General features: G+C 69.3%; 28 protein-coding genes, 1 pseudogene and 1 riboswitch. Of the genes and pseudogenes, 12 read left to right on the plus strand and 17 right to left on the minus strand.

The window, feature by feature from the left end; all coding sequences use genetic code 11:
• The coding region (locus ACRDSQ_RS14410) for a PfkB family carbohydrate kinase (protein WP_431421584.1) at positions 1-603 on the plus strand (603 nt) is incomplete at its 5' end.
• A 9-nt stretch (positions 604-612) separates the two neighbouring features.
• The gene (locus ACRDSQ_RS14415; RefSeq protein ID WP_431421587.1) at positions 613-1,425 is read left to right on the plus strand and encodes an ion transporter; all 813 of its coding nucleotides are present in this window, start codon (positions 613-615) and stop codon (positions 1,423-1,425) included.
• Here the strand turns inward: ACRDSQ_RS14415 and ACRDSQ_RS14420 are convergent.
• Genes ACRDSQ_RS14420 through thiO form a run of 4 tightly spaced genes read right to left on the minus strand, consistent with a single transcriptional unit; the run spans position 1,422 to position 3,967 of the window.
• Entirely contained in the window at positions 1,422-1,868 is a 447-nt protein-coding gene (locus ACRDSQ_RS14420; RefSeq protein ID WP_431421589.1) for a MarR family winged helix-turn-helix transcriptional regulator, read from the minus strand. The two genes, ACRDSQ_RS14415 and ACRDSQ_RS14420, sit on opposite strands and share 4 nt — an antisense overlap.
• Before the next feature lie 29 nt (positions 1,869-1,897).
• Positions 1,898-2,653, minus strand: coding sequence for a thiazole synthase (locus ACRDSQ_RS14425; protein ID WP_431421592.1), 756 nt, complete (start codon positions 2,651-2,653; stop codon positions 1,898-1,900).
• Between the two features lies 1 nt (position 2,654).
• On the minus strand, positions 2,655-2,855 hold the full coding sequence (gene thiS / locus ACRDSQ_RS14430) for a sulfur carrier protein ThiS (protein ID WP_431421594.1): 201 nt from the start codon (positions 2,853-2,855) through the stop codon (positions 2,655-2,657).
• Positions 2,852-3,967 (minus strand): glycine oxidase ThiO, encoded by a 1,116-nt coding sequence (gene thiO / locus ACRDSQ_RS14435; protein ID WP_431421596.1) that lies wholly within the window; start codon positions 3,965-3,967, stop codon positions 2,852-2,854. Before thiO ends, thiS begins: the two co-directional genes overlap by 4 nt.
• A gap of 3 nt (positions 3,968-3,970) precedes the next feature.
• A riboswitch (TPP riboswitch) is annotated at positions 3,971-4,077 on the minus strand.
• 28 nt (positions 4,078-4,105) lie between these two features.
• Here thiO and thiE point away from each other — a divergent pair.
• Positions 4,106-4,753, plus strand: a complete 648-nt coding sequence (thiE, locus tag ACRDSQ_RS14440; protein ID WP_431421598.1) for a thiamine phosphate synthase — start codon at positions 4,106-4,108, stop codon at positions 4,751-4,753.
• 81 nt (positions 4,754-4,834) lie between these two features.
• Here the strand turns inward: thiE and ACRDSQ_RS14445 are convergent, their stop codons facing one another.
• Genes ACRDSQ_RS14445 through ACRDSQ_RS14455 form a run of 3 tightly spaced genes read right to left on the minus strand, consistent with a single transcriptional unit; the run spans position 4,835 to position 7,461 of the window.
• Positions 4,835-5,752, minus strand: coding sequence for a nucleotidyl transferase AbiEii/AbiGii toxin family protein (locus ACRDSQ_RS14445; protein ID WP_431421599.1), 918 nt, complete (start codon positions 5,750-5,752; stop codon positions 4,835-4,837).
• Complete coding sequence (locus ACRDSQ_RS14450; RefSeq protein ID WP_431421601.1) at positions 5,752-6,975, minus strand: type IV toxin-antitoxin system AbiEi family antitoxin domain-containing protein; 1,224 nt, start codon at positions 6,973-6,975, stop codon at positions 5,752-5,754. Before ACRDSQ_RS14450 ends, ACRDSQ_RS14445 begins: the two co-directional genes overlap by 1 nt.
• An 18-nt stretch (positions 6,976-6,993) precedes the next feature.
• A complete protein-coding gene (locus ACRDSQ_RS14455) occupies positions 6,994-7,461 on the minus strand; it encodes an NUDIX domain-containing protein (protein WP_431421603.1) in 468 nt (155 codons plus the stop codon).
• Between the two features lie 93 nt (positions 7,462-7,554).
• On the opposite strand from ACRDSQ_RS14455, the gene ACRDSQ_RS14460 reads away from it, so the two are divergent.
• From ACRDSQ_RS14460 to ACRDSQ_RS14470, 3 genes are all read left to right on the plus strand, one after another.
• The gene (locus ACRDSQ_RS14460) at positions 7,555-8,454 is read left to right on the plus strand and encodes a helix-turn-helix domain-containing protein (protein WP_431421605.1); all 900 of its coding nucleotides are present in this window, start codon (positions 7,555-7,557) and stop codon (positions 8,452-8,454) included.
• Positions 8,420-8,599 carry a DUF397 domain-containing protein gene (locus tag ACRDSQ_RS14465; protein WP_431421607.1) on the plus strand — a complete coding sequence of 60 codons (180 nt, stop codon included), beginning with the start codon at positions 8,420-8,422 and terminating at the stop codon, positions 8,597-8,599. The genes ACRDSQ_RS14460 and ACRDSQ_RS14465 overlap by 35 nt, the downstream gene beginning before the upstream one ends.
• A 165-nt stretch (positions 8,600-8,764) precedes the next feature.
• Positions 8,765-9,718: a threonine ammonia-lyase gene (locus ACRDSQ_RS14470; RefSeq protein ID WP_431421609.1), complete on the plus strand. Its 954-nt coding sequence runs from the start codon at positions 8,765-8,767 to the stop codon at positions 9,716-9,718.
• Here the strand turns inward: ACRDSQ_RS14470 and ACRDSQ_RS14475 are convergent.
• On the minus strand, positions 9,708-10,529 hold the full coding sequence (locus ACRDSQ_RS14475; RefSeq protein ID WP_431421611.1) for an AfsR/SARP family transcriptional regulator: 822 nt from the start codon (positions 10,527-10,529) through the stop codon (positions 9,708-9,710). The two genes, ACRDSQ_RS14470 and ACRDSQ_RS14475, sit on opposite strands and share 11 nt — an antisense overlap.
• A gap of 105 nt (positions 10,530-10,634) precedes the next feature.
• On the opposite strand from ACRDSQ_RS14475, the gene ACRDSQ_RS14480 reads away from it, so the two are divergent.
• A complete protein-coding gene (locus ACRDSQ_RS14480; RefSeq protein WP_431421613.1) occupies positions 10,635-11,255 on the plus strand; it encodes a hypothetical protein in 621 nt (206 codons plus the stop codon).
• Between the two features lie 36 nt (positions 11,256-11,291).
• Positions 11,292-11,978 carry a hypothetical protein gene (locus tag ACRDSQ_RS14485; RefSeq protein ID WP_431421615.1) on the plus strand — a complete coding sequence of 229 codons (687 nt, stop codon included), beginning with the start codon at positions 11,292-11,294 and terminating at the stop codon, positions 11,976-11,978.
• 43 nt (positions 11,979-12,021) lie between these two features.
• Here the strand turns inward: ACRDSQ_RS14485 and ACRDSQ_RS14490 are convergent, their stop codons facing one another.
• The gene (locus ACRDSQ_RS14490; RefSeq protein ID WP_431421616.1) at positions 12,022-13,497 is read right to left on the minus strand and encodes an MFS transporter; all 1,476 of its coding nucleotides are present in this window, start codon (positions 13,495-13,497) and stop codon (positions 12,022-12,024) included.
• Complete coding sequence (locus ACRDSQ_RS14495) at positions 13,494-14,246, minus strand: GntR family transcriptional regulator (RefSeq protein ID WP_431421618.1); 753 nt, start codon at positions 14,244-14,246, stop codon at positions 13,494-13,496. Before ACRDSQ_RS14495 ends, ACRDSQ_RS14490 begins: the two co-directional genes overlap by 4 nt.
• A gap of 137 nt (positions 14,247-14,383) precedes the next feature.
• On the opposite strand from ACRDSQ_RS14495, the gene ACRDSQ_RS14500 reads away from it, so the two are divergent.
• The 3 genes from ACRDSQ_RS14500 to ACRDSQ_RS14510 all read left to right on the plus strand — a co-directional run bounded on the left by ACRDSQ_RS14500 (position 14,384) and on the right by ACRDSQ_RS14510 (position 17,017).
• Positions 14,384-15,406: an SIS domain-containing protein gene (locus tag ACRDSQ_RS14500; protein ID WP_431421620.1), complete on the plus strand. Its 1,023-nt coding sequence runs from the start codon at positions 14,384-14,386 to the stop codon at positions 15,404-15,406.
• Positions 15,407-15,563: 157 nt separating this feature from the next.
• Positions 15,564-16,013: a winged helix-turn-helix transcriptional regulator gene (locus ACRDSQ_RS14505; protein ID WP_431421622.1), complete on the plus strand. Its 450-nt coding sequence runs from the start codon at positions 15,564-15,566 to the stop codon at positions 16,011-16,013.
• Positions 16,014-16,078: 65 nt separating this feature from the next.
• Entirely contained in the window at positions 16,079-17,017 is a 939-nt protein-coding gene (locus tag ACRDSQ_RS14510) for an N-acetylglucosamine kinase (RefSeq protein ID WP_431421624.1), read from the plus strand.
• On the opposite strand, the gene ACRDSQ_RS14515 is transcribed toward ACRDSQ_RS14510, so the two are convergent.
• Complete coding sequence (locus tag ACRDSQ_RS14515; protein ID WP_431421626.1) at positions 17,014-17,652, minus strand: DUF3159 domain-containing protein; 639 nt, start codon at positions 17,650-17,652, stop codon at positions 17,014-17,016. The two genes, ACRDSQ_RS14510 and ACRDSQ_RS14515, sit on opposite strands and share 4 nt — an antisense overlap.
• 193 nt (positions 17,653-17,845) lie before the next feature.
• Here ACRDSQ_RS14515 and ACRDSQ_RS14520 point away from each other — a divergent pair, with 193 nt between their 5' ends.
• On the plus strand, positions 17,846-18,649 hold the full coding sequence (locus ACRDSQ_RS14520) for an SGNH/GDSL hydrolase family protein (RefSeq protein ID WP_431421628.1): 804 nt from the start codon (positions 17,846-17,848) through the stop codon (positions 18,647-18,649).
• A 187-nt stretch (positions 18,650-18,836) separates the two neighbouring features.
• Here the strand turns inward: ACRDSQ_RS14520 and ACRDSQ_RS14525 are convergent, their stop codons facing one another.
• The 6 genes and pseudogenes from ACRDSQ_RS14525 to mgrA all read right to left on the minus strand — a co-directional run bounded on the left by ACRDSQ_RS14525 (position 18,837) and on the right by mgrA (position 26,003).
• A complete protein-coding gene (locus ACRDSQ_RS14525) occupies positions 18,837-21,593 on the minus strand; it encodes a BTAD domain-containing putative transcriptional regulator (RefSeq protein ID WP_431421629.1) in 2,757 nt (918 codons plus the stop codon).
• A gap of 214 nt (positions 21,594-21,807) precedes the next feature.
• On the minus strand, positions 21,808-22,680 hold the full coding sequence (gene thpD, locus ACRDSQ_RS14530) for an ectoine hydroxylase (RefSeq protein ID WP_431421655.1): 873 nt from the start codon (positions 22,678-22,680) through the stop codon (positions 21,808-21,810).
• A pseudogene (locus ACRDSQ_RS14535) lies at positions 22,669-23,073 on the minus strand (ectoine synthase); the annotation flags it as partial. The pseudogene ACRDSQ_RS14535 and the gene thpD, both read right to left, overlap by 12 nt.
• Entirely contained in the window at positions 23,070-24,314 is a 1,245-nt protein-coding gene (ectB, locus tag ACRDSQ_RS14540; RefSeq protein WP_431421657.1) for a diaminobutyrate--2-oxoglutarate transaminase, read from the minus strand. The gene ectB and the pseudogene ACRDSQ_RS14535, both read right to left, overlap by 4 nt.
• Positions 24,232-24,834, minus strand: coding sequence for a diaminobutyrate acetyltransferase (gene ectA / locus ACRDSQ_RS14545; RefSeq protein ID WP_431421630.1), 603 nt, complete (start codon positions 24,832-24,834; stop codon positions 24,232-24,234). Before ectA ends, ectB begins: the two co-directional genes overlap by 83 nt.
• A 140-nt stretch (positions 24,835-24,974) precedes the next feature.
• On the minus strand, positions 24,975-26,003 hold the full coding sequence (gene mgrA, locus ACRDSQ_RS14550) for an L-glyceraldehyde 3-phosphate reductase (protein WP_431421631.1): 1,029 nt from the start codon (positions 26,001-26,003) through the stop codon (positions 24,975-24,977).
• Positions 26,004-26,027 lie beyond the last annotated feature (24 nt).

A 26,027-nucleotide genomic window follows, 5' to 3' on the forward strand; every position in this document is an offset into this window, starting at 1 on the left:
AAGACCGGCATGCTGGCCACCGCGGAGATCATCTCCGCGGTGGCCGCCGCCTTCGACCGCGTCCACATAGGACGATCCGGCATCCCGCTGGTGGTCGACCCGGTCGCCGCGTCGATGCACGGGAACCCGCTGCTGGCCGGGGAAGCGCTCGACGCGATCCGCACCGAGCTGTTCCCCCGCGCCACCCTGATCACCCCGAACCTGGACGAGGTGCGGCTGCTCACCGGCCTCGACGTCCGCACCCGAGACCAGCAGCGCGACGCCGCGAAGGCGTTGGCGGACTTCGGCCCGCAGTGGGTGCTGGTCAAGGGCGGCCACATGTACGACGACGCCGAGTGCCTCGACCTGCTCTACGACGGCACCGACTTCATCGAGCTCGTCGGCCCGCGGTTCGACGTCAAAGACACGCACGGCAGCGGTGACACGCTGGCGTCGTCGATCACCGCCGCACTCGCCAAAGGCAACGATCTGGTGAGCGCGGTCAAGGCAGGCAAGGACTTCATCACCCGATCGGTGCAAGCCGCGTATCCGCTGGGTAGCGGTGTCGGGCCGGTCTCGCCGCTGTGGCGGCTTCCCGACGCCGGTGATTTTCTGACGCCTTAGGGTATCCGAGTGATCACGCGCGAAGGCATCCGGGGACTTGTCACGCACCGACGGTTCCAGCAGTTCATCATCGCAATCATTCTCCTCAACGCCGTCACACTCGGCCTGGAGACCTCGAGAGCGGTGGTCGGACAGTTCGGCACCGTCCTGACTTTCCTGGACCGCGCGGCGCTCGCCATCTTCGTCGTCGAACTCACGTTACGGCTTTACGCCTTCGGCTGGCGGTTCTTCCGCGACCCGTGGAACGTCTTCGACCTGATCATCATCGGGATCGCGGTCGTGCCCACGAGCGGTCCGTTCTCGGTGCTGCGGGCGATGCGCGTGCTGCGGATGCTGCGCCTGATCTCGATGGTTCCCGCGATGCGGCGGGTCGTCAGCGGCCTGCTGCGGTCGATCCCGGGAATGCTGTCGATCATGGCGCTGCTGGCGCTGATCCTCTACGTCGCCGGGGTGATGGCGACCAAGATGTTCGGGTCGGTCCAGCCGGACAACTTCGGCGACCTCGGCACTTCCCTGTTCACCCTGTTCCAGGTCATGACCGGCGAGGCGTGGCCGGACATCGCCAGGGAGCTGATGAAGGCACAGCCGATGGCGTGGATCTTCTTCGTCGTCTACATCCTCGTGTCGAGCTTCGCGGTGCTCAACCTGTTCATCGCCGTCGTGGTGGGCGGGATGGAGAACGAGATGACCGAGGACGTGCTGGAGGCGGAGGAGAAGAACGCCGCCGCCCAGGCCGCGTCCGACCAGTTGCTGCTCGTCGAGATCCGGGCGCTGCGCGCGGAGGTCGCGGCGATGCGGGGGCTCGCGGAGGAGCGGCCTTAGCCCTTCTGCTCCTCGGCCAGCAGGGCTTCGAGCACCGGGATGGCCGCGACGAGCAGTTCCAGCTGGTCGGCGGGCAGCCGCTCCAGCCTGCGGCCGAGTTCGTGCACCCTCGTCGAGCGGACACCGGAGACGACTCGCTCGCCCTCCTCGGTCGCCTGGACCAGGAACGCCCGGCGGTCGGCGGCGTCCGGCTCACGGCGGGCGAGGCCGGACTCGACCAGGCTCGCGACGATCCGTGACATGGTGGGCGCGGCCACGCCTTCTTTACCCGCGAGGTCGCCCAATCGGAGTTCGCCGCAGGCAACCAGGGTCGACAGCGCGGAGATCGAGCCGTGCCCCAGGCCAGGGCTGCCCGACCGGCGCAGCGACCGGGACAGGCGCCCGATGGCCAGGTAGAGACGCGCGGGTACGTCGCCCGCGGCCTGCTCGGCTTCCGATGTCATACCTCATTGTGCCGCGCGCCACCGGCGATTCATCGGGGAGGGCTCGATGCCTGCGCCCAGAACCGCTGCGGTATGCGGCCCGCCTGCCGGGCGAGGCGGCCCGCGACCACCGCTGAGCGCATCGCCGTGGCCATCTTCTCGGGGTCCGAGGCCCTGGTGACCGCGGTCGCCAAAAGCACCGCTGAGCAGCCCAGCTCCATCGCGAGCGCGGCGTCCGAGGCGGTGCCGATGCCCGCGTCGAGGATCACCGGGACGCCGGCGCGGGCCACGATCAGCTCGATGTTGTGCGGGTTGCGGATGCCCAGGCCGGTCCCGATCGGCGACCCGAGCGGCATGACCGCGGCGCAGCCGACCTCCTCCAGCCGGAGGGCGAGGACCGGGTCGTCGTTGGTGTAGGGCAGTACGACGAACCCGTCGTCGACCAGTGTGGTCGCGGCGTCGAGGAGGTCGATCGGGTCGGGCAGTAGGGTTTTGTCGTCGGCGATGACCTCGAGCTTGATCCAGTTCGTGCCGAGCGCTTCCCTGGCCAGCCGGGCGGTGAGGACGGCCTCGGCGGCGGTGCGGCAGCCCGCGGTGTTCGGCAGCGGATCGATTCCCAGTCGCCGCAACACTTCCAGCACACCGGTCCCGCCCGCGGTGTCGACCCGGCGCAGCGAGACGGTGGTCAGCTCGGTCCCCGAGGCGACCAGGGCGCGTTCCAGCACGGCGAGGTTGGCGGCGCCGCCGGTGCCGGTGACGAGCCGGGAGGAGTACTCCCGGTCGGCGATGACCAGTGGGTCGTCCATGTCAGCCTCCCTGCACAGCGGTCAGGATCTCCACGACGGAGCCCTCGGACACCGGCGCCCCCGCGTGGTCGGCGCGGGCCACCACCTCGCCGTCGAGTGCGACCGCGATCCCGTTGGCGGGCAACTGGAGCAGGGTGAGCAGGTCGGCGATCGTGGTTCCGTCGGCGACCTCGCTGGGGCTGCCGTTGAGCTCGATCCTCATCGCGTCCTTCCTTGCGTGGTCAGGAAACGGGACGGGTCGGCCGCCCGCGCGTACTCGGGGGCCGCGCCAGTGCGCAGGATGTCGAGGACCGCGGACGCTGTGGCCGGGGCCAGCAGCAGCCCGTTGCGGTGGTGGCCGGTCGCGGCGAGCACACCGGGCTCAAGCCAGCCGATGAGCGGCAGGTTGTCCTTGCTGCCTGCCCTTAAGCCTGCGGCGCACTCGGTGAGCGCGTACTCGGCGACGCCCGGCAGGACCTGTTCGGCGTCGGAGAGCAGGTCACGCACGCCGCCGACGGTCACGTCCTCGTCATACCCGACCTCGTGCTGGGTCGCACCGAGCACCAGTTCCCCGTCGGCCCTCGGGACCAGATAGACCGGCCGCGACTCGACGTGCGCGCGGATCGTCCTGGTGGGCAAGGGAAGCGTGCCGTGGCGGGTGCGCAGGCGCAGGATCTCCCCCTTCACCGGCCGCGTGACGGATTCCAGCGCCGGATGCAGTCCGGTGCTCCACGCGCCCGCGGCGATGACCGCCACCGAACAGTCCATAAAGGACTCTCCGAGCTCGACCATTCCCGGCCGCACCGCCGTCGCCCGCTCGGCCACGAACTCGACGCCTGCTTGGGTGGCCGCTTGCCGCAGTGCGAGGAGAAGGTTTCGGTTGTCCACCGCGAGATCGCCGGGCACGGAGAGTCCACTTCGGACCCGTGGCCCGATGGTCGGCTCCAGCGTACGGACCTGCCTGCCGGTGAGCCGCTCGACCGCGCGCCCCAACGTGCCCAGGTGGTCGGCGAGTACCTCAAGCGTCCCCACGTCCGCCGAGTCCAGCGCCAGAGCGAGCGTGCCCTCGGTCCGCAATCCGGGATCACCGAACGGCAGGAGGTCTTGGGCGAAACGAGGCCACCGCGTGAGCGATTCGGTACCGAGAGCGAGAACGTCTTCCTCACCCGGCCACGACTCGGTGACCGGGGCCAACATCCCGCCCGCCACCCAGGAAGCCCCACGCGTCGGCGAGGGATCGATCAGGACGACCGGGTACCCGGACTCGGCGAGCCGCCAGGCCACGGACAGCCCGATAACGCCACCGCCCACAACGGCGACGCGCTCGTCACGCATGTCTTCCACCACCATCACGCTCCCTGCGCCGGCATGACCCGGATCAGGTTCGACGGTCGGAGCGATCCAGCTCCCTCTCAGCCCGTACTCGGACTCCCGTGCGACCAGCCTTCACCGTAGCGCACTACCGTCAGCTTCATGCCGGGACTTGATGGTGACCAGATCAGGCGGAAGCTCAGCGAAGCCCGCCTCTACCTGTGCACTCCCAACCGCCCTGACCTCGCGGGATTCGTGGACGCAGCCCTCGCAGGCGGCGTCGACATCGTGCAGCTGCGAGACAAGTCACTCGAAGCGGGCCCGGAACTGCGCGTGTTGGCTGAATTGGCGGAGGTCTGCGCGGCCCGTGGGGCCCTGCTATCGGTGAACGACCGCGCGGACGTGGCGTTGGCGGCGCAGGCGGACGTGCTGCACCTGGGCCAGGACGACATCCCCGTGTCGCTGGCCCGCCGGATCGTCGGGGACGAGGTCGTGATCGGCCGCTCCACCCACGATGTGGCCCAGGCCACAGCGGCAGCGGCAGAACCGGGCGTCGACTACTTCTGCACCGGCCCCTGCTGGCCCACCCCCACGAAGCCCGGCCGCACGGCCCCCGGCCTCGACCTGGTCCGCGCCACGGCGGCGCTAAAGCTGGAACGCCCCTGGTTCGCCATCGGCGGCATCGACGGCGAGCGTCTACCGGAGGTCTTGGACGCAGGCGCTACCCGCATCGTCGTCGTCCGGGCGATCACAGACGCCGAAGACCCAAAAGCCGCCGCGCAAGCGCTTGTCAAGCGTCTGACCACCTAGATTCCACCTTCGTCCGCACTCTTGGCGAAGACGTTCCACGCCTGACTCATCGACGCGAGCGGTGAGGAGTCGGGCGCAGAGTCATGGCAGCTCACGCCAGCGCAGGTGATTCGGCGTCCAGCATCCGGGTGGAGTTGAGGGCAGCAGAGGCGTGACAAACGCGTCAGCGAGGGCAGCGGCCGCGTCGAGGGTCTGGTGGTGTTCCAGTCCGGTGACGCCGTGGGCATCGCGGGCATAGCCCGTTCGCCATTTCTCGCCGCCTGGAACGTGGAACTTGGTGGGCAGGACCAGCACGGTGCCGCGCCGCAGGCGGCGGTTGACCTCAGCGTGCAGGGCAGTGTGCATCATGGCCCCGTCGATGGTCTCGCTCAAAATGATCAGCAGCAGGTCGACCAGGTCGTGTGAGCGCGAGGACGGGATGGCTTGAGGGCCATGAAGCTCATACATGGCGGAGATTTTGTCCGCGACGTGATCAATGATCGGGTACAGATGGACATCCGGCCATTGGCCATCGTCCAGGCCGGGTACGCACGACCGCAGACAGCGTGTAGTGGGCTGACCGAACGGCGCATGGCCGACGACGAGGTCGACGCTGATCGTGTTCAGCGCGGTACGCCCGTAGTGCGGCACGAATCGGACGCGGCGGGCTTGCCCGCCTTTCGACGCGGTCGCGGTGTCGAGGTAGACGTAGCGGAGATGATCGCCGAGGTCGAGAGCGGCGCCCGTGCGAAGGACCGCGACGGCGTCGTCAAGATCGGCATTTGACGACGACAGATGGAGCAGATCGAGATCTCGGGTGTGGCGGGCCTGGGGATAGCGACGGAGGAGGGCTTGGCCTCCCTTGACCAGCCAGCCATCAGAGTCATGGATGGCCAGACGGGCCAGCAGCCGGTCATAGAGGTAGCGCTCGACCAAGGTCGTGCTGTTCTGCCCGGTGGTACGGGCGTGGTTTCGGGCAAGATGATTGAGCCGTCGCCGCGCGGCGGCGGGTGAATCCATCAGGGTGAGTCCTCGTCGTCCTCGCCAGGTATCGCCACGGAGCGCGCGGCCTCGGCGCCCGCGGCCGCGAGCGCCGCGTCCATGATGCTCGATGATCGCGCCGAGACCTCCGGCAACCCGAACGCTCGAAGCAAGTCGGCCTGCCGGTTGAGCATTTCAAGCTGCGGCAATGACCCGAGGAGGCCCTCGATGTGAGACGACGGCTGCGGTAGAGCCTCCAGCAGCCGCGCGAGCGAACGCATACGCGACGAAGGCTCGGACAGCTTCTCGAGAATTTCCGCCGTCGATACCGTTCCTTGAATGGACTCCAGCACCTGCGCGAGTCCAGTATTGATCGACGTGCCCAGTGCCGCCTTAGGCATCACCCCCAAGACGTGCCGTAGGTCTGAAGTGCGAACGAGCCCGTCGGGGGCGACGAGATCGGCGAGGCTGCGCCCAGCCTGAGCGAGCAGGTACTCGATCAGACCTCGGCCGTTGCCTCGGGTCAGGCCATATCGACGCGCGTAAGTTCCTGATCTATCGGCCAGTTGGTCGAGGTCGACCAGGCCGCGGCGAGCGGCGTGGTAGATCATCGCGCCGACGTGACCGCCGTCGACGTGGTCGGCCAGGTGGTCGATGATCGTACGCGGCACGGTGGTCACGGGTAGCCCGTCGACGAGTTCCACATCGTCCTCGGTCAGCTCCGCACGACGCGGACTCACATCCTGCTCGCGGGTCACCCGCCGTCGCGGGACGGTGATCTCGACGATGTCCGCGCGACGGTCGCCGATGTCGTGGATCAGAGCGGCCGAGCTGTGCGAGATCACCCCGCCGTCGGGGTCGAGATCCGGACGATCCCAGGCCGGGACGGTCGGGTTCAGCGTCAGCCAAACGGCCTTGGGCTGCAGGTGTTTAGGCATGGTGGCGGCAGTGGCGAGGTAACAGCCGCGGCGAACCCTTTCGAGCAGGCCCGCTTCGACGGCGCGCTGCAGCGTCATACCGTCCACGCCCGCCGCCTTGGCCTGGGCCGCAGTGATCATGCCCCACTGTTCGGTGGTGTGGTCGGCCATCGCTTCCATCGCGTTCACCAGGTCCACACAACGATTATCACACACCAGGCGCAACGTTAGCAACCTCCAGATGTTACTAACGTTGTTCTCGGCCTGTGATTTTCGATGCTCATACTGGCTGCTTGGTCGGCAAAGGTGCGGGCCGGCACTGCCCGTCGTGCGCCGGGGGTCCATCGGTGACGGCGACGTGGGTCAGAATCCGGCCAGGCGACCGTCCTCGCACAGGGCGCTCACGCCCTGGTGGGCTGCCTCGACCGCGGCGAGCCGGGCGGCCAGCAACGGCTTCACCTTCGTCCTAGCCTGCTCCATCGTATGGAAGCGGGCCGAAAGGATCTCCCCGTCGGCGAATACCAGGTCCGCCAAGTCGGCTTCCTCCAAGTGGCCGCCGTCGAAAATGAACACCACGCCCTCGGGTCTGCCGTCCTGCGGTCGGACGTAGTCGACCACCAGCAACCGACCCACCGGCCGGTCCAACCCCAGTTCCTCGGCCAGTTCCCGTGATGCAGCCGCCCACGGCGATTCGTCGGCGTCCACCGCGCCGCCTGGGATCTCCCAAGTCGGCTTGTACGACGGCTCGAGAAGCAGCACCCTGTCCTCACGGTCGCGAAACAGCACCCCCGCCGTGTCTGTGTCATGTTCTGGCAGTGGGCAGGCAGTCACGTCTGATTCCCGGGGTGAAACAGCTAGCGCGATGGGGTGGATTGCCCCGCGAAGTAGCGCGCTGAGACGTGTGGTTTTCCTAGCGTGTGTCCAATGGGAGCGAGGAACCGAGCGGGCGCGCGTGAGCTGGGCAATCTTCTGCGGGGGTACCGGGAGGCCGCAGGCCTGACCCTGCGCGAACTGGGTCCGAAGCTCGGATTCTCCGCGGCCTGTCTGCACCGACTGGAGACCGGATTCCGGGGGACGACGACGGAAACGGAAGTCGTGCACTACATGGCTGCCTGCGGCGCCCACTACGAGGACGTGCGGAAACTGATCGACGCCTGCCGGGCGACCAACGATGATCGCGGGTACTGGCTGTGCCCACACGGTCAGTGGATGGGCGATTCGCTTCGATCGCTGATCTTCCATGAGAGCAGCGCAAGCAAGTCCGTCAGCTACGAGCCGGAGTTGATCCCCGGTCTGCTGCAGACGGAGCCCTACTCCCGCGCCTTGTTCGCTCGGGTCGACATCTCGGAGGAACACCGCGCGGCGCGCGTACAAGCCCGGATGGAGCGGCAGCGCATCCTGTTCCGAAACAAGCCAGCCAAGTTCATCTTCTTCATCCAAGAACGGGCGTTGCGGTTGGAGGTCGGCACCTATCGGATCATGACCGAGCAATTGCTTGCGATGCTCTTCCTTGCTGACCAATGGAACATCTCGATCCGTGTCGTGCCCGCATCTGCTCGCGACCGCGCGTCGCTCGGTGGGCCGTTCCAACTTTTCGGCTTCCCCAAGTACCGAACTCTCGCCTACCTCGACGGTCCCGTCGGGGGCCTGTTCTTGGAAGACCTCGACTATGTCGGCGCCTACCGCTCCCTCAACCGGCAGCTAGCCGGCCTCGCACTCGATGCGGGAGAATCCCGGGTGCTCCTCGCCAAGCTGGCGGATGAGTACGACCGGGCGGAAGGCAGCTGGGATGACGCGAGCCAGGTGGCGCAAGAGCAGCTTTAGCGATGTTCCCGAAGGCTCCTGCGTCGAGGTCTCGCTCGATCTCGATCACGCGGGCATCCGGGATTCGAAGAACGCCACTGGTCCGATCGTCACTGTGGCCGCCCAGTCCTGGGCCACGTTCGTCACCCACATCTCACGGCCGTGAGTGTGGGCGAGCCGAGCAGGGTTGGCGGCTCGCCCACGGGCGCCCTCACGTCCTCGCCAGTGGCGATAACGTGACGGTATTGCGCGCTCACTGCCGGTAATAGGTCCGTTTGGCGGCACCCTTAACCCAGTAATTCCCATTCACGGAACCAGGCACACTGGAGTCGTGAACCTCGTGACGATCGACGACATCCGCGCCGCCGCGGGACGGATCGCAGGTGCTGCCACCCGCACACCCCTGCTGACCTGCCTCTGGTCCGACCCGGACCGCCCTTTGTGGCTCAAGCCGGAGAACCTGCAGCCCATCGGCGCCTTCAAGATCCGGGGCGCCTACAACGCCATCGCGAACCTGACCGACGAGCAGCGGGCCAAGGGCGTCGTCGCGTACTCCAGCGGCAATCACGCGCAGGCCGTGGCGTACGCGGCCAAGATGTTCGGGGTCCGGGCATGGATCGTGGTGCCCAAGGACACCCCGCAGGTCAAGATCGACGCGACCCGGGCGCATGGGGCCGAAGTCGTGCTCTCCGAGATCGGGCAGCGTGAGGTGGTCGCGGACGAGATCGTCGCCGAGCGGGGGGCCGCGCTCATCCCGCCATTCGACCACCCGGATGTCATCGCGGGCCAGGGCACGATCGGGCTGGAGATCATCGCCGACCTGCCCGACGTCGACCTCGTCCTCGTCCCCGTGAGCGGCGGCGGGTTGATCTCCGGTGTCGCGGCGGCGATCAAAGCGCTTCGACCGGCAGCGCGGGTTTGGGCCGTGGAGCCTGAGCTGGCGGCCGACACGGCCGCGAGCCTCAACGCCGGTGAGCTGGTGTCGTGGTCGGTGGACGACCGCAACCGGACCATCGCCGACGGCCTGCGCTCGCAGCCGTCGCCGCTGACTTTCGCGCACCAGCAGGCTTTCGTGGACGGCATCGTCACCGTCTCCGAGGATGAGATCCGCGAAACCGTCGCCCTGTTGGCACACAAGGCGAACCTGGTCGCCGAGCCCAGTGGCGCCGTCGCGACAGCCGGCTATCTGCATCGCGCGAAGGAGCTGCCCAGGGGGCGCACGGTGGCCGTTGTCTCCGGCGGCAACATCGACACCGACCTGCTCGCCGACCTGCTCAGCCCCTGATCCTCGACCGGCGGGCTGCCCGGGAAGCGTTGTGGCGCAACGAGATCGACGTGCGGCAGTTCGGGCACCGCATGGTCAGCCCGTCGGCCGCGTCGGTCAGGATCAGGTGTTCGGCGCGGCGGAGGTCGGTTCCCGGTTCGAGTCCGAGCTCACGGGCGAGCAGCTGGCGGCCCTCCCGGTACACCGCCAGCGCCTCCGCCCGCCGCCCTGACCGGTGCAGGGCGATCATCAGCTGCGCGCGCAACCGCTCCCGCAGCGGATTCGCCGCCACCTGCACCATGAGTTCGGCGACCAGGTCGCGGTGGTGCCCGAGGGCCAGCTCGGCCTCGACCCGGTCCTCGGTCACCCGCTGGCGCAACGCGTCGAGGCGCGCGGCTTCCTCGCGGACGATAGGCAGGCCTTCCTGGCCGTCGAACGCGGGCCCACGCCACAGGTACAGCCCGCGCCGGAAGTGGTGCACGGCCCCGTCGTGGTCGTGTTCGGCGAGTGCCGTGTAGCCCTGGGTCGCGAAATCCTCGAACCGATCCGCGTCGAGTTCCTTGTGTTCGGCGAGAACGTAACCACTGCCCCGGTGTTCCACCTCTAATCGCCCGCCGAGTGCCCGGCGCAAATGGTGGACATAAACCTGGGTGGTCTTCAACCCCGATCTGGGTGGCGCCGAACCCCACAGCGCCTCCGCGATCCGGCCCACCGACAACGGCTCCCCCGCCCTGCTCAACAGCACCGCCAGCAGGTCACGCAACCGCGGCGACAGCTCCACGACACGACCGCGGTCGTGCGCCTCCAGCGCGCCAAGTACCCGGTACTCCATTCGGCCTCCCCCTGATCCAACCGTTCCGCAACCGCCCCCCGGAACCGTTCGACGGGTCAAACCCCGAGGCGGCTCCCGCATCGGTATTCGGAAAATGGAGGTCAAATGGGACGGGTACTCAAGCGGCTCGCCCGGCTCTTAGGGGCGGCGGTGATCGTCGCCCCGCTCATCGCGGTGGCGACCGCGGGCACCGCTTCGGCCGACACCTGGCCGTTCAACAGCAACTTCCGGCCGGACACGGGCTACCACAACTACTGCTATTCGGTGATCGACCCGTCGGACGCGGTGAAGACCCAGATGTACAACGCGATGGTCTATATGACCGACGCGACCGCGGCGAACCGGCAGTACCACGCCACTTGCGATCTCGAGGGCGCCGGACAGACCGACGTCGTCTGGCGCGAGGAGGGCACCACGAGCGACTCGTGGATCGGCTCGGCGCAGTGCGTGGTGTTCTGGGCGGGCAGTTCCCCGGCCCGCTGCGACCGGTATTTCGTGAAGATCAACGGCGCACTGGTCCGGTCGCACTACTCAAGCTCGACCTACGAGGCCAACCAGTGGCGCAAGACCGCCTGCCACGAGCTCGGCCACACCCTCGGCCTGAACCACTACCCGTCGCCATATGACGACAGCTGCCAGCGCTCGGGCTGGACCGGCACGTCCTCGGCCGCGTGGACCCGCACGTGGACCGCGCACCACCGCGACCACATCAACGCCTGGTTCTGATCGCCGATGCCTACAACGACCACCAATGGAGCCGAAGTGAAGAAAAGGCTGATCGGGCCGGTGATCCTGCTGGCCGCCGCGCTCGGAACCGCGGCATGCGGCGCGTCCACCAACAGCACGACTACCGAGGCGAGACCAGCCGCCGCCGTGCAGCAGGCCGGGCTCGACGTGAGCGTCCTGCGCGGCGCGGACAACGACGTCGAACCGGCGGCCACTCCGGAGGCGCTGGTGAAGTCCAACCGCCACGACGCGATCGTCGCGGGCACGGTCGACGGGATCGAGCAGGGCCGCGAAACCTTCGACACCGAGGCCGACCCGTACGCGCTGATGCACGTCGTGCTGCGGGTGAAGGTCGCCGACAAGCTCAAGGCGAAGGCCGCCGACCAGGTCAAGGACGGCTTCGTCTACGTCGAGCTGTGGCAGGGCGGCCGCTACAACGACGCCACGGGCACGCCGGTCAACACGCTCGACAAGTGGCGGCAGTCGATTCCCGCGGGCACGCCGGTGATGCTCTTCCTGCGTGAGGACGACGGAAAGGCGAAGTCCCGCAACGCGGGCAAAGGCCTGCCGCAAGGCGCGAAGCTGATGATCCCGGACGTCCTGGGCATCGTCTTCGAGGACGGCGGGAAGCTGCTGGGCAGCATCGAGGAACTCGAAGGCCAGTGGACCCAGATCAAGTCGATGAGCCAGCTGCGTGAGCGGGTCAGGAACGCGGTCGGCTGAACACACTGACACGGCCGTCGCCGGGCATTCCCGGCGGCGGCCGTCAGGGTTTGATGTGTGTCGGCGGGGCGTCGACCGAGCAGGACATACATTCGCCCGGGTGGGGGCACTCGGGGGCGTGCTCCTCCACGGCGAGCACATTCCCCCGCACGCCCAAGGCAAGCAGGCCGCCGACCACGGTAAGTCCAGCGCAGATCAGCAGGGCCGTGCGCCAGCCCGCCGTGAGAGCGACCGGATCCGCGTAAGCCGCGCCCGTGAGTCCGGCAGCAGCAGGCAACACCGCGACAGCGAGCAAACCGCCGGTTCGCGCGATGGCGTTGTTCACGCCTGACGCGACACCGGCGTATCGGTCCGGTGCGGCGGCAAGGACGGTTGCGGTTACCGGGGCGACGACAACGGCGAGGCCGAATCCGAAGAGGGTGACCGCGGGCAGCACGGCGCCCAGGTAGCTCGCCCCCGGCTCGACCCGCATCAGCAGCAGGGTGGCGGCGGCGACCAGCATGGGGCCGCTGACGAGGAACCACCGCGGGCCGTACTTCGAGGCCAGCGCGCCGAATCGGGCGGACAGCAGCAGCATCACGATGGTGATCGGCACCCCCGCGACGCCCGCGGCCACCGGTGAGTAGCCGAGCGAGATCTGCAGCTGCAGCCCCATGAGCATGAAGACACCGCCGAGCGCCGCGTAGACCGCCAACGTGAGGCCGTTGGCGATCACGAAGGTCCGGTCGGCGAAGAGCGCGGGCGGGACCAGCGGGTCGTGGCCGCGGCGCTGTCGCTGGACGAATGCCGCGAGAGCGACGAACCCGGTGATCCCCGCGCTGAGCACCAGCCAGTCCAGGCCCCGCACCGGCGCCTCGACCAGCGCCGCGGTGACACCCGCCAAGCCGAGCGCGCCGAGGGCCGACCCGACCAGGTCGATGGGGCCCGCGGACTCCTCGTCCCGCGTCTCCGGGACGAACCGCAGCGCCATCCACACGCAGTACACGGCGACCGGCACGTTGATCAGGAACGCCAGCCGCCACGACCATGCCTGCACCAGCAGCCCGCCGACCAGCGGACCCGCCGCCGCCGCGATGCCGCCGAGACCGGACCACGCGCCGATCGCGCGGGCGCGGTCCTCACGGTGGAACACCGACTGCAGGATCGCCAGCGACCCCGGCGTCAGCAGCGCGCCGCCGACACCTTGGAGCACGCGGGCGGCGACCAGCATCTCCGTGCTCTGCGCGAGTCCACACAGGACGGAGGCGGCGCCGAACCAGACTACGCCGACCAGGAACACCCGCCGTCGACCGAAGCGGTCTCCCAAGGCGCCCGCGACCAGGATCAGCGAGGCCAGGGCCAGCAGGTAGCCGTCGAGAATCCACTGCAGACCGGCGACCGAGGCGTCGAGTTCATCCCCGATGCGCGGCAGCGCGACGTTGACGATCGTGCCGTCCAGCATCGCCATGCCGGAGCCGAGGATCGTCGTGGCGATCACCCCGCGCGCGGCGGGGGTGCCCCAGCGGACGTCGGTGATCACGGACGGTTGAGCGTCGCCACGAACTTGTAGCGGTCGCCCCGGTAGATCGACCGCACCCACTCCACCGGCTGCTCATCGGTGTCGAACGAGTGCCGTGACAGCAGCAGCATGGGCATCCCGACGTCGGCGCCGAGCAGGTCGGCCTCGTGCGGGCCCGCCAGCGCGGTCTCGATGGTCTCCTCCGCGTGGCCCATCTCGACCCCGAACCGCTCGCGCAGCACCTGGTAGAGGGAGCCGCCGTCGACGACGTAGCGGCGCAGCCCCCGGAACCGGCCCAGCGGCAGGTGGGTGGACTCGATGGCCATCGGCTCGCCGTCGGCCAGGCGCAGCCGGTGCAGCCGCAGGACCTTGGCCCCCGCGCGGATATTAAGCAGACGCGCGAGGTCGGCCTCCGCCGGGATCTCAGAGACCTCTAGGAGCTTCGACGACGGCTCGCGGCCCTGGGCGCGCATGTCCTCGGTGTAGGAGGACAGCTGCAGCCGCTGCGCGACCTTGGGCTCCGCGGCGAACGTGCCCTTGCCCTGGACCCGCAGCAGGCGGCCTTCGACGGTCAGCTCGGCGAGCGCTTGTCGGACGGTCGTGCGGGAGACGTCGAACTCGGTGGCCAGCGAGCGCTCGGTCGGGATGGGCGATCCGGGCGGCAGCGAGTTGAGCAGGTCAAGCAGGTGCCGCTTGAGTCCCCAGTACTTCGGCTCCCGCTGCGCGCGCGCGACAGTGTCCCGCCCCTCGGCCTCGGACATCTCCAACATGTGTCCTCCCACTACCCGCTACACAGCCCGCCTACAGGATGCCCTGTCGCACGTCGTTCCCGCTCTCGCACCCGCGGGATTGCCCTCGGGAGACCAATTCTCTACGATTGGTCTAGACCTTAGCGAAGGGATGGCGGATGACGGAACACCGACCGGGCGAGTCGATGCGGGCGGAGATAGATCAGCAGCCCGCGGTCTTCGCGGGGGTCATGGCCCGCCGCGGCGACGTCGCGAAAGTGGGCGCGCTGATCGCCGCGCGACAGCCCAGGTTCGCGTTGTTCGCCGCGCGCGGGTCCAGCGACCACGCGGCCCTCTACGCGAAATATCTGACAGAAGTGCTGCTCAAGCTGCCCGCGGGCTTGGTCTCGCCGTCGACCACGACGTTGTATCGCGCAGAACCGAATCTCACGGATGTCCTCTATGTGACGGTGAGCCAGAGCGGTGGCTCACCGGATCTCGTGGAGGCCACGCTCGCCGCACGCGCGCGCGGAGCGCTCACGGTGGCGGTGACGAACACGGCGGACTCGCCGCTGAACGAGGCCGCGGAGTTGTCCGTCGACATCGGCGCGGGCCCGGAACTCGCGGTAGCGGCGACCAAGACCTACTCCGCGACCCTGCTGTCCCTCTACCTGCTCGTCGACGCGATCCGCGGCCAGGACGGCGCGGCGGCCCACGGCATCGACGAGACCGCCGCGCGCGCTCTCGCCGCCGAGGGTGTCGAGGCGGCCGTGGCCCGGATGCGGTTCGCCGACTGGGTCGTGTGCACGGGCCGCGGGTTCTCCTCGGCGACGGCCGCGGAAGCCGCCCTCAAGCTCGCGGAGACCAGCTATCTGTCGGCCCGCGCCTACAGCGGCGCCGACCTGCTGCACGGGCCTATCGCGGCGCTGGACAGCGAGACCTCGGTCCTGGCGATCACCAGTGTCGGCGCGGGCGGCGACGCGATGGCCGCGGTGATCGACCACGTCCGGCGCAGCGGCGCGGACGTCACCACGGTCGGGTCCGCGTTCGGCTCGGAGATCGCGCTCCCGCGCACGGCGGAGGAAGTCGCCCCGATCATCGAGATCCTCCTGCTGCAGCGGCTGGCCTTGGAACTCTCACTCGCCCGCGGCCGCGACCCCGACCACCCAAGAGGACTCTCCAAGATCACCAAAACTCGATAAGGAACGGCCACGCTATCCAACCGCGACCTAAGGGGACCGTGACGAAACCAACCACGGCCACCACCAATGGCGAGCAGCACACGGAGAGTGACCAAAACCAAGAATTCCGGGGAGGCGGAACAGTTCGTCTTATTGCGCAACTCTTTACACTTCTGAGATGCGGAGAACCTCGTTCGCTCGCTGGCACTGCTCGGTCGCGCGGACCATGGATCTGCTGGGCGACCAGTGGACGCTGCTGGTGCTGCGGGAGGCGTTCCTGGGCACCCGCCGGTTCGACCGCTTCCAGGCCGAGCTGGGCATCGCCCGCAACACCCTGACCGAGCGGCTCGACCGGCTGACCGGCGCGGGCGTGCTCGACCGGGTCCGCTACCAGGACCGGCCGGTGCGCTACGAGTACGTGCTGACCGAGATGGGCCACGACTTCTTCCCGGTGCTCGCCTCGATCATCGGGTGGGGCGACCGGTGGCTCAATGAGCAGGGAGAGCCGCCGCTGGTGGTGCGCCACCGCGACTGCGGCAGACCGACGCACGCCGTCGTGGGCTGCGCGCACTGCGGCGGCGAGCTGAGCGATCGGCGAGTGAGTTTGGAACCGGCTCAGGACAAGTGAAGCCCGCTCCGTCGAGGGGGTTGAACGGAGCGGGCGATCACCATGTTACGCCGAACGGCGTAATCGTGACGGAGGAGGATGCGGTGGGCGAGGTCGCGGTAGGTGTCGACGCCGGTGGCACGGCGACTCGGGCGGTGGCCGTGACCGCGTCCGGCGAAGTGGTCGGCCGGGGCGAATCCGGTGGTGGAAACCCGAATTCGCACCCTCCCTCGGTGGCGGCGGCCAACATCGGCGCGGCCATCGCGGCAGCGGTCGGGGCGCACTCGGCCGTCTCGTGCGTGTTGGGGATGGCGGGCGCGTCGGGGCTGAGCGACCCGGCGGTCGCGGAGGAGTTCCGGTCCGCGCTGGCCGCCGCGGGTGTCGACCGGCCCGCGCTGGTGCTCTCGGACGCCGAGGTCGCGTTCGCGGCGGGGACGGCCGACCCGGGCGGCACGGTGCTGATCGCGGGAACCGGGTCCATCGCGATGCGGATCACCGACCGCAGGCACGCCGCCACGGTCGGCGGCTGGGGCTGGCTGCTCGGCGACGAGGGCTCGGCGTTCTGGATCGGTCGCGAGGCCGTCCGGGCGACGATCCAGGCCGTGCAGCGCGATGACCGGCTCAGTCCGCTGACCTCGGCCGTCCTCGACCTCGCTATCGGCGGGCCGGAGAACGCTTTCGCCCGGTTGATCAGGGCGGTGAACGCCGAGGCGCCGGTGCGCCTGGCCCGGTTCGCGCCGCTGGTCAGCCTGCACGCCGGCGATCCGGTGGCCGCCGACATCATCGAACGGGCGGCCCGGGCACTGGCGTCACACGCGCTGGAAGCGTGGTCCGGCGGCCCGATCGTGCTGGTCGGGACCGTCGCGGGGCCGGACACGCCTATCGGGGCGCGGCTTCGCGCGATCCTGGACGGCCATGACGTGCGGACCGCGAAGGACGGGGTCGCGGGGGCGGGCTGGCTGGCGGCGCGCGAGGCGTTCGGGGCGTCGGTGCCGCACCCGTGTGGCGGTGTGACCGTCGCTTAGGCGGGAATCCGGGGGTGACGCAGGCCTGGGTGGTCCTCGGGCAGCGAGCGGCGGAGGATGACCGCGCTGGCCGCGACGACGACACCCACGAGCGGCCACGACAGCGCCACCTGTGCGATGCCGAGCGCGAGGGCGTTGCCGGAGAGCCAGAGGGCTCCGAAGACCAGCGTGCGGACGCCGTACTGGCCGAACACCCACACCCAGCTCGCCCGGCCGTAGGCGCGCAGCAGGTCCGGGTCACGGCGCCAGCGCGCCTTCTGCCCGAGGATCGCGCCGACGACCACGCCGAGCAGCGGCCAGCGGATCAGGATGGACAGCGCCCAGGCGAGCCCGCTGGCGATGTTGACGAGCAGCCGAAGCAGGAAGAAGTCCTCGGCGCGGCCGGTGTAGAGGACGACGAGCGCGGCGGCGATGATCGCGGCGAGACCACCCAGCGCGGCTGTGATCTTCGCCCCAGTGATCAGCCGGTAGGCACACAAAGCGCTGGCAGCGGCCACCGCCGCGCCCGCGCCCCAGCCGATGTGGTGATCCGTCAGCAACCAGCCGAGCAGGAACGCCAAAGGCGGTACGGTGGCGTCGACCGCGCCCCGACGCCCGCCGAGCAGGTCGGCGAGGGTGTCGGAAGAGGCGGCCACGCGTACAGCCTGCCGTACGCCGAATCTGTTAGGTAGCCCTAACTCCGGATATCGGACAGGAAATGAGTGGTCACCAGCGGTAACTGAATCTACGCTTCGGTAACCGACGGTGGCGTAGGTCGGGAATGCCACGGCATTCTGGGCGTTTGATCGGGGTGGGAGAAAGATCGGCTCTCGGCGGGAGGGGACAGCTGTGCACGGGTGGTCGAGCTGGGTCGCGATCGGTGACAGCTTCACCGAGGGAATGAGTGACGAGGGTCCGGACGGCCACTTCGTGGGCTGGGCGGACCGCCTGGCCGCGATGATGGCGGAGCAGAGTCCGGGCTTCCAATACGCCAATCTGGCGCTGCGCGGGAAAATACTCCAGGAGATCATCGACGAACAGGTCCCGATCGCGGTGCACACGCGCCCGGATCTGGTGAGCCTGTGCGGCGGCGGCAACGACCTGATCACCCCCGGCCGCGACGCCGACAACGTCGCCGCCCTCTTCGAGGACGCCGTCGTCGAGCTGAAGGCGGCCGGGTGCACGGTCGTGATGTTCACCGGCCCCGACCCGCAGGTGCAGCCGCTGCTGCGGCGCGTGCGCGGCAAGGTCGCGATCTACAACGGACACCTGCACGCCATCGCCGAACGGCACGGCGCGATCCTGGTGGACCTGTGGTCCATGAAGGTCCTCCACGACCGCCGCTCCTGGTGCGACGACCGGCTCCACTTCTCCGGCGACGGCCACCGCCGCATCGCCCTCCGAGTCGCGGAAGCACTGTCGGTGCGGACGGACGACGACTGGCGTGAGCCGCTGCCGCCGGAGGAGCCGAAGCCGTGGCTGCACTCGCGGCAGGCCGACCTGGCGTGGACCACGACGCACCTCATCCCGTGGATCCGCAGGCAGATCATGGGCGAGTCCATGGGCGACGGCCTCGCGCCGAAACACCGCGAACTGCGCCCCTACCGCGAGTCCCGCCCGTACCGCGGCGACGACCACGCCGCCAACGTCTAGCCGTACACAAACGACCGGCCGGCTCTCTCCCCCCAAGGAGCGCCGGCCGGTACGTCGGGCCGCGCACCCCCAAGCCGCGCAGCCCAATGGCACCACGCTGGGCGCCGGCACCAACCCTGCCGGCGCTTCGATCACCCCCGCTAAACCATCACTAAATCCCACCGCCCGGTCGCGAGTCGGGGAGTGGTCAGGTGGGTGGGGGCAGGGACGCCAGGGACGCGCGGGCGGCGTCGGCGGCTGGGGACTGGGCTTGACGGTAGCGTTCGATCGCGATCATCAGTTCGGTGCGGGCGGCCGGTATGTCGCCGCTGTCGCGGAGGGTGCGGGCCAGGACTTCGCGGGCGAAGGCCTCCGTCAGCTCCATGCCGTTGACCTCCGCCAGCGCCACCGCCTCCCGCGCGTTGGCTGCCGAGTCCGCCAGCAGGCCCAGTTCGTGTTCCAGCTCCGCCAGGTTCGCCAAGGCCAGCCCCACGAAGCCGAGGTCGCCGACTTCCCGGTACAGCTCGACCGCCATCCGCTGCGGCTCCAGCGCCTCCTTCGGCGCGCCGAGGTTCAAGTGGACCTGGGCGATGTTGTTGTGCAGGTTCGCCTCCCCCAACCGGTACCCCGCGACCCGCGCCAACGACAGCGCCTGCCGGTAGCCGTCGAGGGCCTCCGGGAACCGCTTCTGGCCGTACCAGGCGCTCGCGCGGGTGTTGTGGGCCATCGCGCTGAGTTTGGGGTCGGCGAGGTCCGCGCCGATGGTGACGGCGGCGTCCGCGTCGGCCATCGTCTCGTGTTCGGCGCCGAAGCGGGTCAGCAGGACACAGCGGCTCAGGTGCAGCAGCACCTGCCCGCGTCGGTCGCCGCACGCCCGTGCCGACGTGAGTCCCAGGTCCAGCAGCCATTCCCAGTCGTCGCGGCGGGAGCGGACTCGGCGGTAGTCGCCCGCGACCCTGGCCAGTTGCCACACCTCGCGGTGCAGGCCCGCGTCGGCGCAGGCCGTGGCGACGGCCAGCAGGTTGGGCCACTCCCGGTCGTACCAGCCCAACGCGGCGTCGCGGTCGGGGATGTCCGGGCAGGGGGACACGTCGGGGGCGATCTCGTCGTCGACCGCGCGCAGGTGTCGGCGGCAGACGTCGGCCGCATAGAGGTAGTGGCCCGCGACCGCGCGCAGCGACTCCACTCCGGACCCGGCGAGTTCGCGCGCGAAGAGGCGGACCAAGTCGTGCATGCCGTAGACGTCGCGGTCCAGTTCAGACACCAGGAACGACCCGGCGAGCACCCGCAGCCTGGCCCGGGCCCGCCCGACGTCGGTCCCGCACAGCGCGGCCACCGCGTACGGGCTCACCCACTGCCCTGGGAACGCGCCGAGCGCGCGCAGCGTGGCCGCGTGCGGCTCGTCGAGCCTGCGGACGGTGACGTCCAGCGCGGCCCGGACGCTCGTGTTCGCGTCCTCAACATCGAGGGCGCCCAGCCGGGTGCGCTCGTCGGACAGCTCCGCCACCAGGTCGCCGACCGTCCACTGAGGACTGACGGCCAGCCGCGCGCCCGCGATCCGCAGCGCCAGCGGCAGAAATCCGCACAGCCGGGCGAGCCGGGCCCGCTGCGCGCGTTCGGCGCCGTCGACCGGCGGCCCGGCCGCGTGCTCGATCAGCTGGACGGCCGCGTCGGCGGGCAAGGTGTCCACGACCCGCAGCCGGGCGCCGTCGGCGACCAGCCCGTCCAGTCTTCGTCTGCTCGTGACCAGCACCAGCGACCGCCCGGCCCCCGGCAGCAGCGGCCGGACCTGCTCGGAGTCGCGGGCGTCGTCGAGCAGCACGAGGACCCTGCGGTCGGCCAGCAGCGACCGGAAGAGCGCGGACCGCTCGGCCACCTCGGGCGGGATGTCCACCGCGGCGACACCGAGCGCCAGGAGGAACCGGGTCAACACGTCGGCGGCGTCGAGCGGCGGGTGCCGGGGGTCGAACCCGCGTAGCGACACGTACAGCTGCCCGTGGACGAACTCGCGCGCGACCTGGCTGCCCCACAGCAGCGCCAGCGCGCTCTTCCCGATTCCCGCCGGCCCGGCGAGCACCGCGACCCCCGCGCCGCGCACCCCGTCGAGCCACGCCAGTTCCGACTCGCGGCCGGCGAAGCCCGACGGCGGGGCGGGCAGCTGCGCCGGGTTCAGCACGCCGACCCGCGGGCTGACCACCGGGTCCGCCCGCGGCGTCAGCAGCCGCTCGTCGTCACGCAGCACCCGGCTGTGCAGCTCACGCAGGCCAGGGCCCGGATCGAGACCGAGTTCCCCCGCCGCCCGCTGCGCGAAGCGCTGGTAGATCTCCAGCGCCCCCGCCCGCCTGCCCGACCGGTAGAGGGCCAAGACCAACTGCCCGACGAGGTGCTCCCGGAACGGATGGGTGTCGACCAGCGCGGCGAGTTCGCCGATCACGTCGTCGTGCCTGCCGAGTTCGAGGTCGGCGTCGATGCGCGCCTCGATCACCGCGAGCCGCAGCTCGGCGAGTTCGGGGGCCCGGACCCGGTCGCCGATGTCGGACAGCTCTGGCCCGCGCCACAGTGTCTGCGCCTTGGCGAGCATCGCCGAGCGGACCTCGGGCGCCCGTCCGCGCGCCCCGGCGAGCAGCCGCCGGGCCATCGAGACGTCGATCCGGCTCTCGTCGATCACCAGCTGGTAGCCCGCGCCGGTCGTCTCGATCGACGTCGTCGGGTCCAATGTGGACAGCCACCTCCTGGTGCGGGACACATAGCCCTGCACGATCGTGCGGGCGGTCACCGGTGGTTCGTGGTCCCAGAGCAGGTCGACGATCCGCTCGATCGGAACCACCTGATTGGGTTCCAAGAGCAGGATCGCGAGCAGCCCACGCAGTCCCGGCCCGCCGATCGAGTGCAGCTGCTCCCCCACCGCCACACCCACCGGGCCGAGCACGCAGAAGCGCGGCCCGTCGTCGCCTGTCGAGTCCACCCCGCCACCCCCAGGTTGACGCACCCGTCCCCACGGGCGCGTTCACACACCGCAGGACAACCTAGGGGCAAACGGCTGGTGACGTCGGGGGTACTCGAAGAGTCAACCGATTGGCGTACGCCCCGAGTGCGGTCACGGCGGGCTCTTGGTCAACATCCGACGAAGCATCACCGCTTCGCGGTTCGCGACAACGTAACAAACCGCGAGCGGGCGGTCACCCCCTGGCGGCGATGAAGGACGGTCGCGGCCTGGCCGCGGCGAACGGCTCCACCAGTTCGTTCTCCACGCTGTTGAACACAATGAAGATGTTGGAGCGCGGGAACGGCGTGATGTTGCTGCCCGACCCGTGCATGACGTTCGAGTCGAACATCAGCGCCGACCCGGCGGGCCCGGTGAACTGCTCGATGCCGCACGCGTTCGCCAGCATGGTGATGTCGGCTTCGCTCGGCACGCCGATCTCCTGCATCGACAGCGACGCCTTGTAGTGATCGTCGGGCGTCTCGCCGACGCACGGAATGAACGTGCGCTGCGAGCCGGGCATGACCATCAGGCCGCCGTTGAACGGGAAGTTGTCGGTCAGCGCGATCGACATGCTCACCGCGCGCGGGCTGGGCATGCCGTCCTCGGCGTGCCAGGTCTCGAAGTCCGAGTGCCAGTAGAAACCCTTGCCGCGGAAGCCAGGCATGTAGTTGATCCGGCTCTGATGGATGTAGGCGTCGGAGCCAAGGATCTGCCGGGCCCGCTCGATCACCCGAGGGTCGGCCACCAGTTCGGCGATCAGGTCACTGATCTTGTGCACCTCGAAGATCGAGCGCACCTCCTGCGACTTCGGCTCGACGATCGTGCGCTCGTCGGCTTTGAGCGTGGCGTCAGTGGACAGCCGCCGCAGCTCGTCCTGGAACGCGTTCACCTCGGAGGGACCGAGCAGGTCCTGGAACACCGAGAAGCCGCGCGCGTCGTGGGCGACCAGCGTCTCCGGGTCGATCGGTCCGTCCACACCGGACCAGACGGTGGGTTCGAGCCGGGAGATCGGCTCGAGCCGGTCGCGGGTGCGGGTCCGGTAGCGGTCCTGGGTCGAGATCGTCACCGCGCTACTGGTCGTCAGCAGCGGGTACACGCCGTTCTCGTCGTGCACCTCGCGGCCGGTCACGGGCGGGTTGAACACGCAGACCGTGCGCATGCGGGTCTTCGGCCGCAGCTGGTGGCGCTCGTTGCCGTCGAGCAGGTACAGCGACCCGGGCGCCAGCACGTGCGTCTCGCCGGTCTCCTTGTCGAGCAGCTCGCCGTCGCCCTCGACGACGAACACCGCCTCGACGTGGTTGGCGTACCAGAAGTCGTTGACCGTCCCCGGCTCCAGCGTCGTCTCGTGCACCGAGAAGCCGACGCCCTCCTGCGCGAGGATGATCCGCTTGCTGCGCCAGTTCGGGGTCTTGACGTCGCGTTCGGTGTCGGTCAGGTCGTGCACCGAGCGGACGATCACCGCGGGCCTCCCAGGGTCGCGGCGACGGCGTCGTCGACGATCGCCAGGCCTTCCTCCAGCTCGGCGTCGGTGACGGTCAGCGGCGGCGTGATCTTGGCGACCTCGCCGTCGGGGCCGGAGGTCTCCATCAGCAGACCCCGGTCGAACGCGGCGCGGCACACCTTGCCCGCGATGTCGCCGTCGGTGAACTGCAGACCCCTGGCCAGACCGCGGCCCTTGGCCTTGAGCGCGACCTCCGGGTAGGCGAGCGCGAGGTCGGTCAGCGCGCGGCCGACCTGCTCGCCCTTGGCCAGGGTGGACTTCTCCAGGGTGTCGTCGGACCAGTAGGTCTTGAGGGCCTCGGTGGAGGCGACGAACGCCGGGTTGATCCCGCGGAAGGTGCCGTTGTGCTCGCCCGGCTCCCAGACGTCGAGTTCGGGGCGCAGCAGGGTCAGGCCCAGCGGCAGGCCGTAGCCGCCGATGGACTTCGACAGGCAGACGATGTCGGGTTTGATGCCCGCGGCCTCGAAGCTGAAGAACGGCCCGGTCCGGCCGCAGCCCATCTGCACGTCGTCGACGATCAACAGGATGCCCTGGCGCCGGCACAGCTCCGAGAGGCTGCGCAGCCACTCGACGCTGGCGACGTTGATACCGCCCTCACCCTGCACGGTCTCCACGATGACCGCGGCGGGCTCGTTGAGGCCGCTGCCGCTGTCCTTGAGCAGGCGCTCGAACAGCATGAAGTCCGGTGTGAGGCCGTCGAGGTAGTTGTCGAACGGCATCGGGGTGGCATGCACCAGCGGGACGCCCGCGCCGCCGCGCTTGAGCGAGTTGCCGGTGACCGACAGCGCGCCCAGCGTCATGCCGTGGAAGGCGTTGGTGAAGTTGATGATCGACTCGCGGCCGGTGACCTTGCGGGCGAGCTTCAGCGCCGCCTCGACGGCGTTCGCACCCGCCGGACCAGGGAACATGACCTTGTAGTCCAGCTCGCGCGGCGCGAGCACGGTGTCGACGAAGGTCTCCAGGAAGTCGCGTTTGGCGACGGTCTGCATATCCAGCGAGTGCGTCACGCCGTCACGCTGGATGTAGTCGATCACGGCCTGTTTCAGAATCGGGTTGTTGTGCCCGTAATTGAGCGCTCCGGCTCCGGCGAAGAAGTCGAGGTAGCCCTGGCCATTCTCATCGAAGATCCGGCTGCCGGTCGCGCGATCGAATGTCACCGGCCAGCTCCGGCAATAGCTCCGCACCTCGGACTCGATCATGTCGAAAACGCTCACTGCTCTCCATCCCGTTCGGAAAGTCGATTCGGTAAAGGTCTTCAGCCTCGTGCTCGTCCGGGAACTGCTCGGCCCCGAACAGCTCCGTGCGCCGCAGGCGGGCGTCATGGCGCTTGGCCAGTGAGGCGAACAGGCCGACCGACGCGGCGTTGCCGGGAGTGATGGTGGTCTCCAGGTGATACGCACCCTGAGCTGCGACACGAGCCATCAGGTGATCAAGTAGCCGACCACCGAGACCCGACCCGCGCTGCGACTCGTCGACGGCGATCTGCCACACCACGACGGTGTCCGGCCGCCGCGGCCGAACGAATCCGATGACGAAACCCACGACCTCGCCGTCGACGCGGGCGACAGCGGAGGTCTCCGCGAAATCCCGGCACCACAGCAGATAGGCGTAGGACGAATTGAGGTCGAGCGCGCGTGAATCACGCGCGATTCTCCAGATCGCCGCGCCATCCGCTATGGACGGAGCGCCGATCTCCTCGCGTTCCCGTTTTCCCGACATGCCAAGGCAACGTAACAGGGTCGTTTCACGCATACCGGATGGCCGATCGCGGCGCGACCGGCTAACCAGCGGTTTCGTGAATACCCCCGTGAGGATGACAACATCACGGTTGTGCGCCCCGCTGACAGCGTGTTAACGCACTATCCCGATGATCGGGAGCTTTCCCACAGGTCGATGCCGGAATCCACCGCGTAGCGGTCGATCTCGGCGAGTTCGTCGTCGGTGAAGGGCGGCCCGTCGACCGCCCGCAGGGTGCTCTCCAGCTGCTCCACCGAGCTGGCGCCCACCAGCGCGGAGGTGACCCGGTCGTCGCGCACCACCCAGGACACCGCGAGCTGCGCGAGCGTCTGGCCGCGGGACTTGGCGATCTCGTTGAGACCGCGCACCCGCCGCAGGTTGTCGTCGGACAGCATCTCGGGCAGCAGCGAGGAATCGCGGCTGCCGCGCGAGCCGGGCGGGACGCCGTCGAGGTACTTGTCGGTCAGCAGGCCTTGCGCCAGCGGGGAAAAAGCGATGCAGCCCACACCCAGGTCGCCGAGGGTGTCCAGCAGCTCCCCTTCAACCCAGCGGTTGAGCATCGAGTACGACGGCTGGTGAATGAGCAGCGGCACCCCGGCGGCGCGCAGCAGCTCGGCGGCCTGGCGGGTGGCGCTCGGCGAGTACGACGAGACGCCGACGTAGAGCGCCTTGCCCTGCTGCACGGCGCTCGCGAGCGCGCCGACGGTCTCCTCCAGCGGCGTGTCCGGGTCGAACCGGTGGGAGTAGAAGATGTCGACGTAGTCCAGGCCCATGCGGTTGAGCGACTGGTCCAGTGAGGACAGCAGGTACTTGCGCGAGCCCCACTCCCCATAGGGCCCGGGCCACATGTCGTAGCCCGCCTTCGTGGAGATCACCAGTTCGTCGCGGTAGGCGCCGAACTCGCGCTCCAGCGCGCGGCCGAAGTTGCGCTCCGCCGAGCCGTAGGGCGGGCCGTAGTTGTTGGCCAGGTCGAAGTGGGTGACGCCGAGGTCGAACGCGCGGCGCAGGATCGTCCGGCCGATCTCGTGCGGCTGGTCGTCGCCGAAGTTGTGCCAAAGCCCGAGGGAGACCGTGGGCAGTTTCAGCCCGCTGCGACCGCACCGGCGGTAGGGAATCCGCTCGTAGCGGTCGTCCGACGCGACATAGGCCATGAGCCCGACCGTAGTTGCGCGCGC

The organism is Actinokineospora sp. (assembly GCF_050699995.1).
Taxonomy (GTDB): Bacteria; Actinomycetota; Actinomycetes; order Mycobacteriales; family Pseudonocardiaceae; genus Actinokineospora.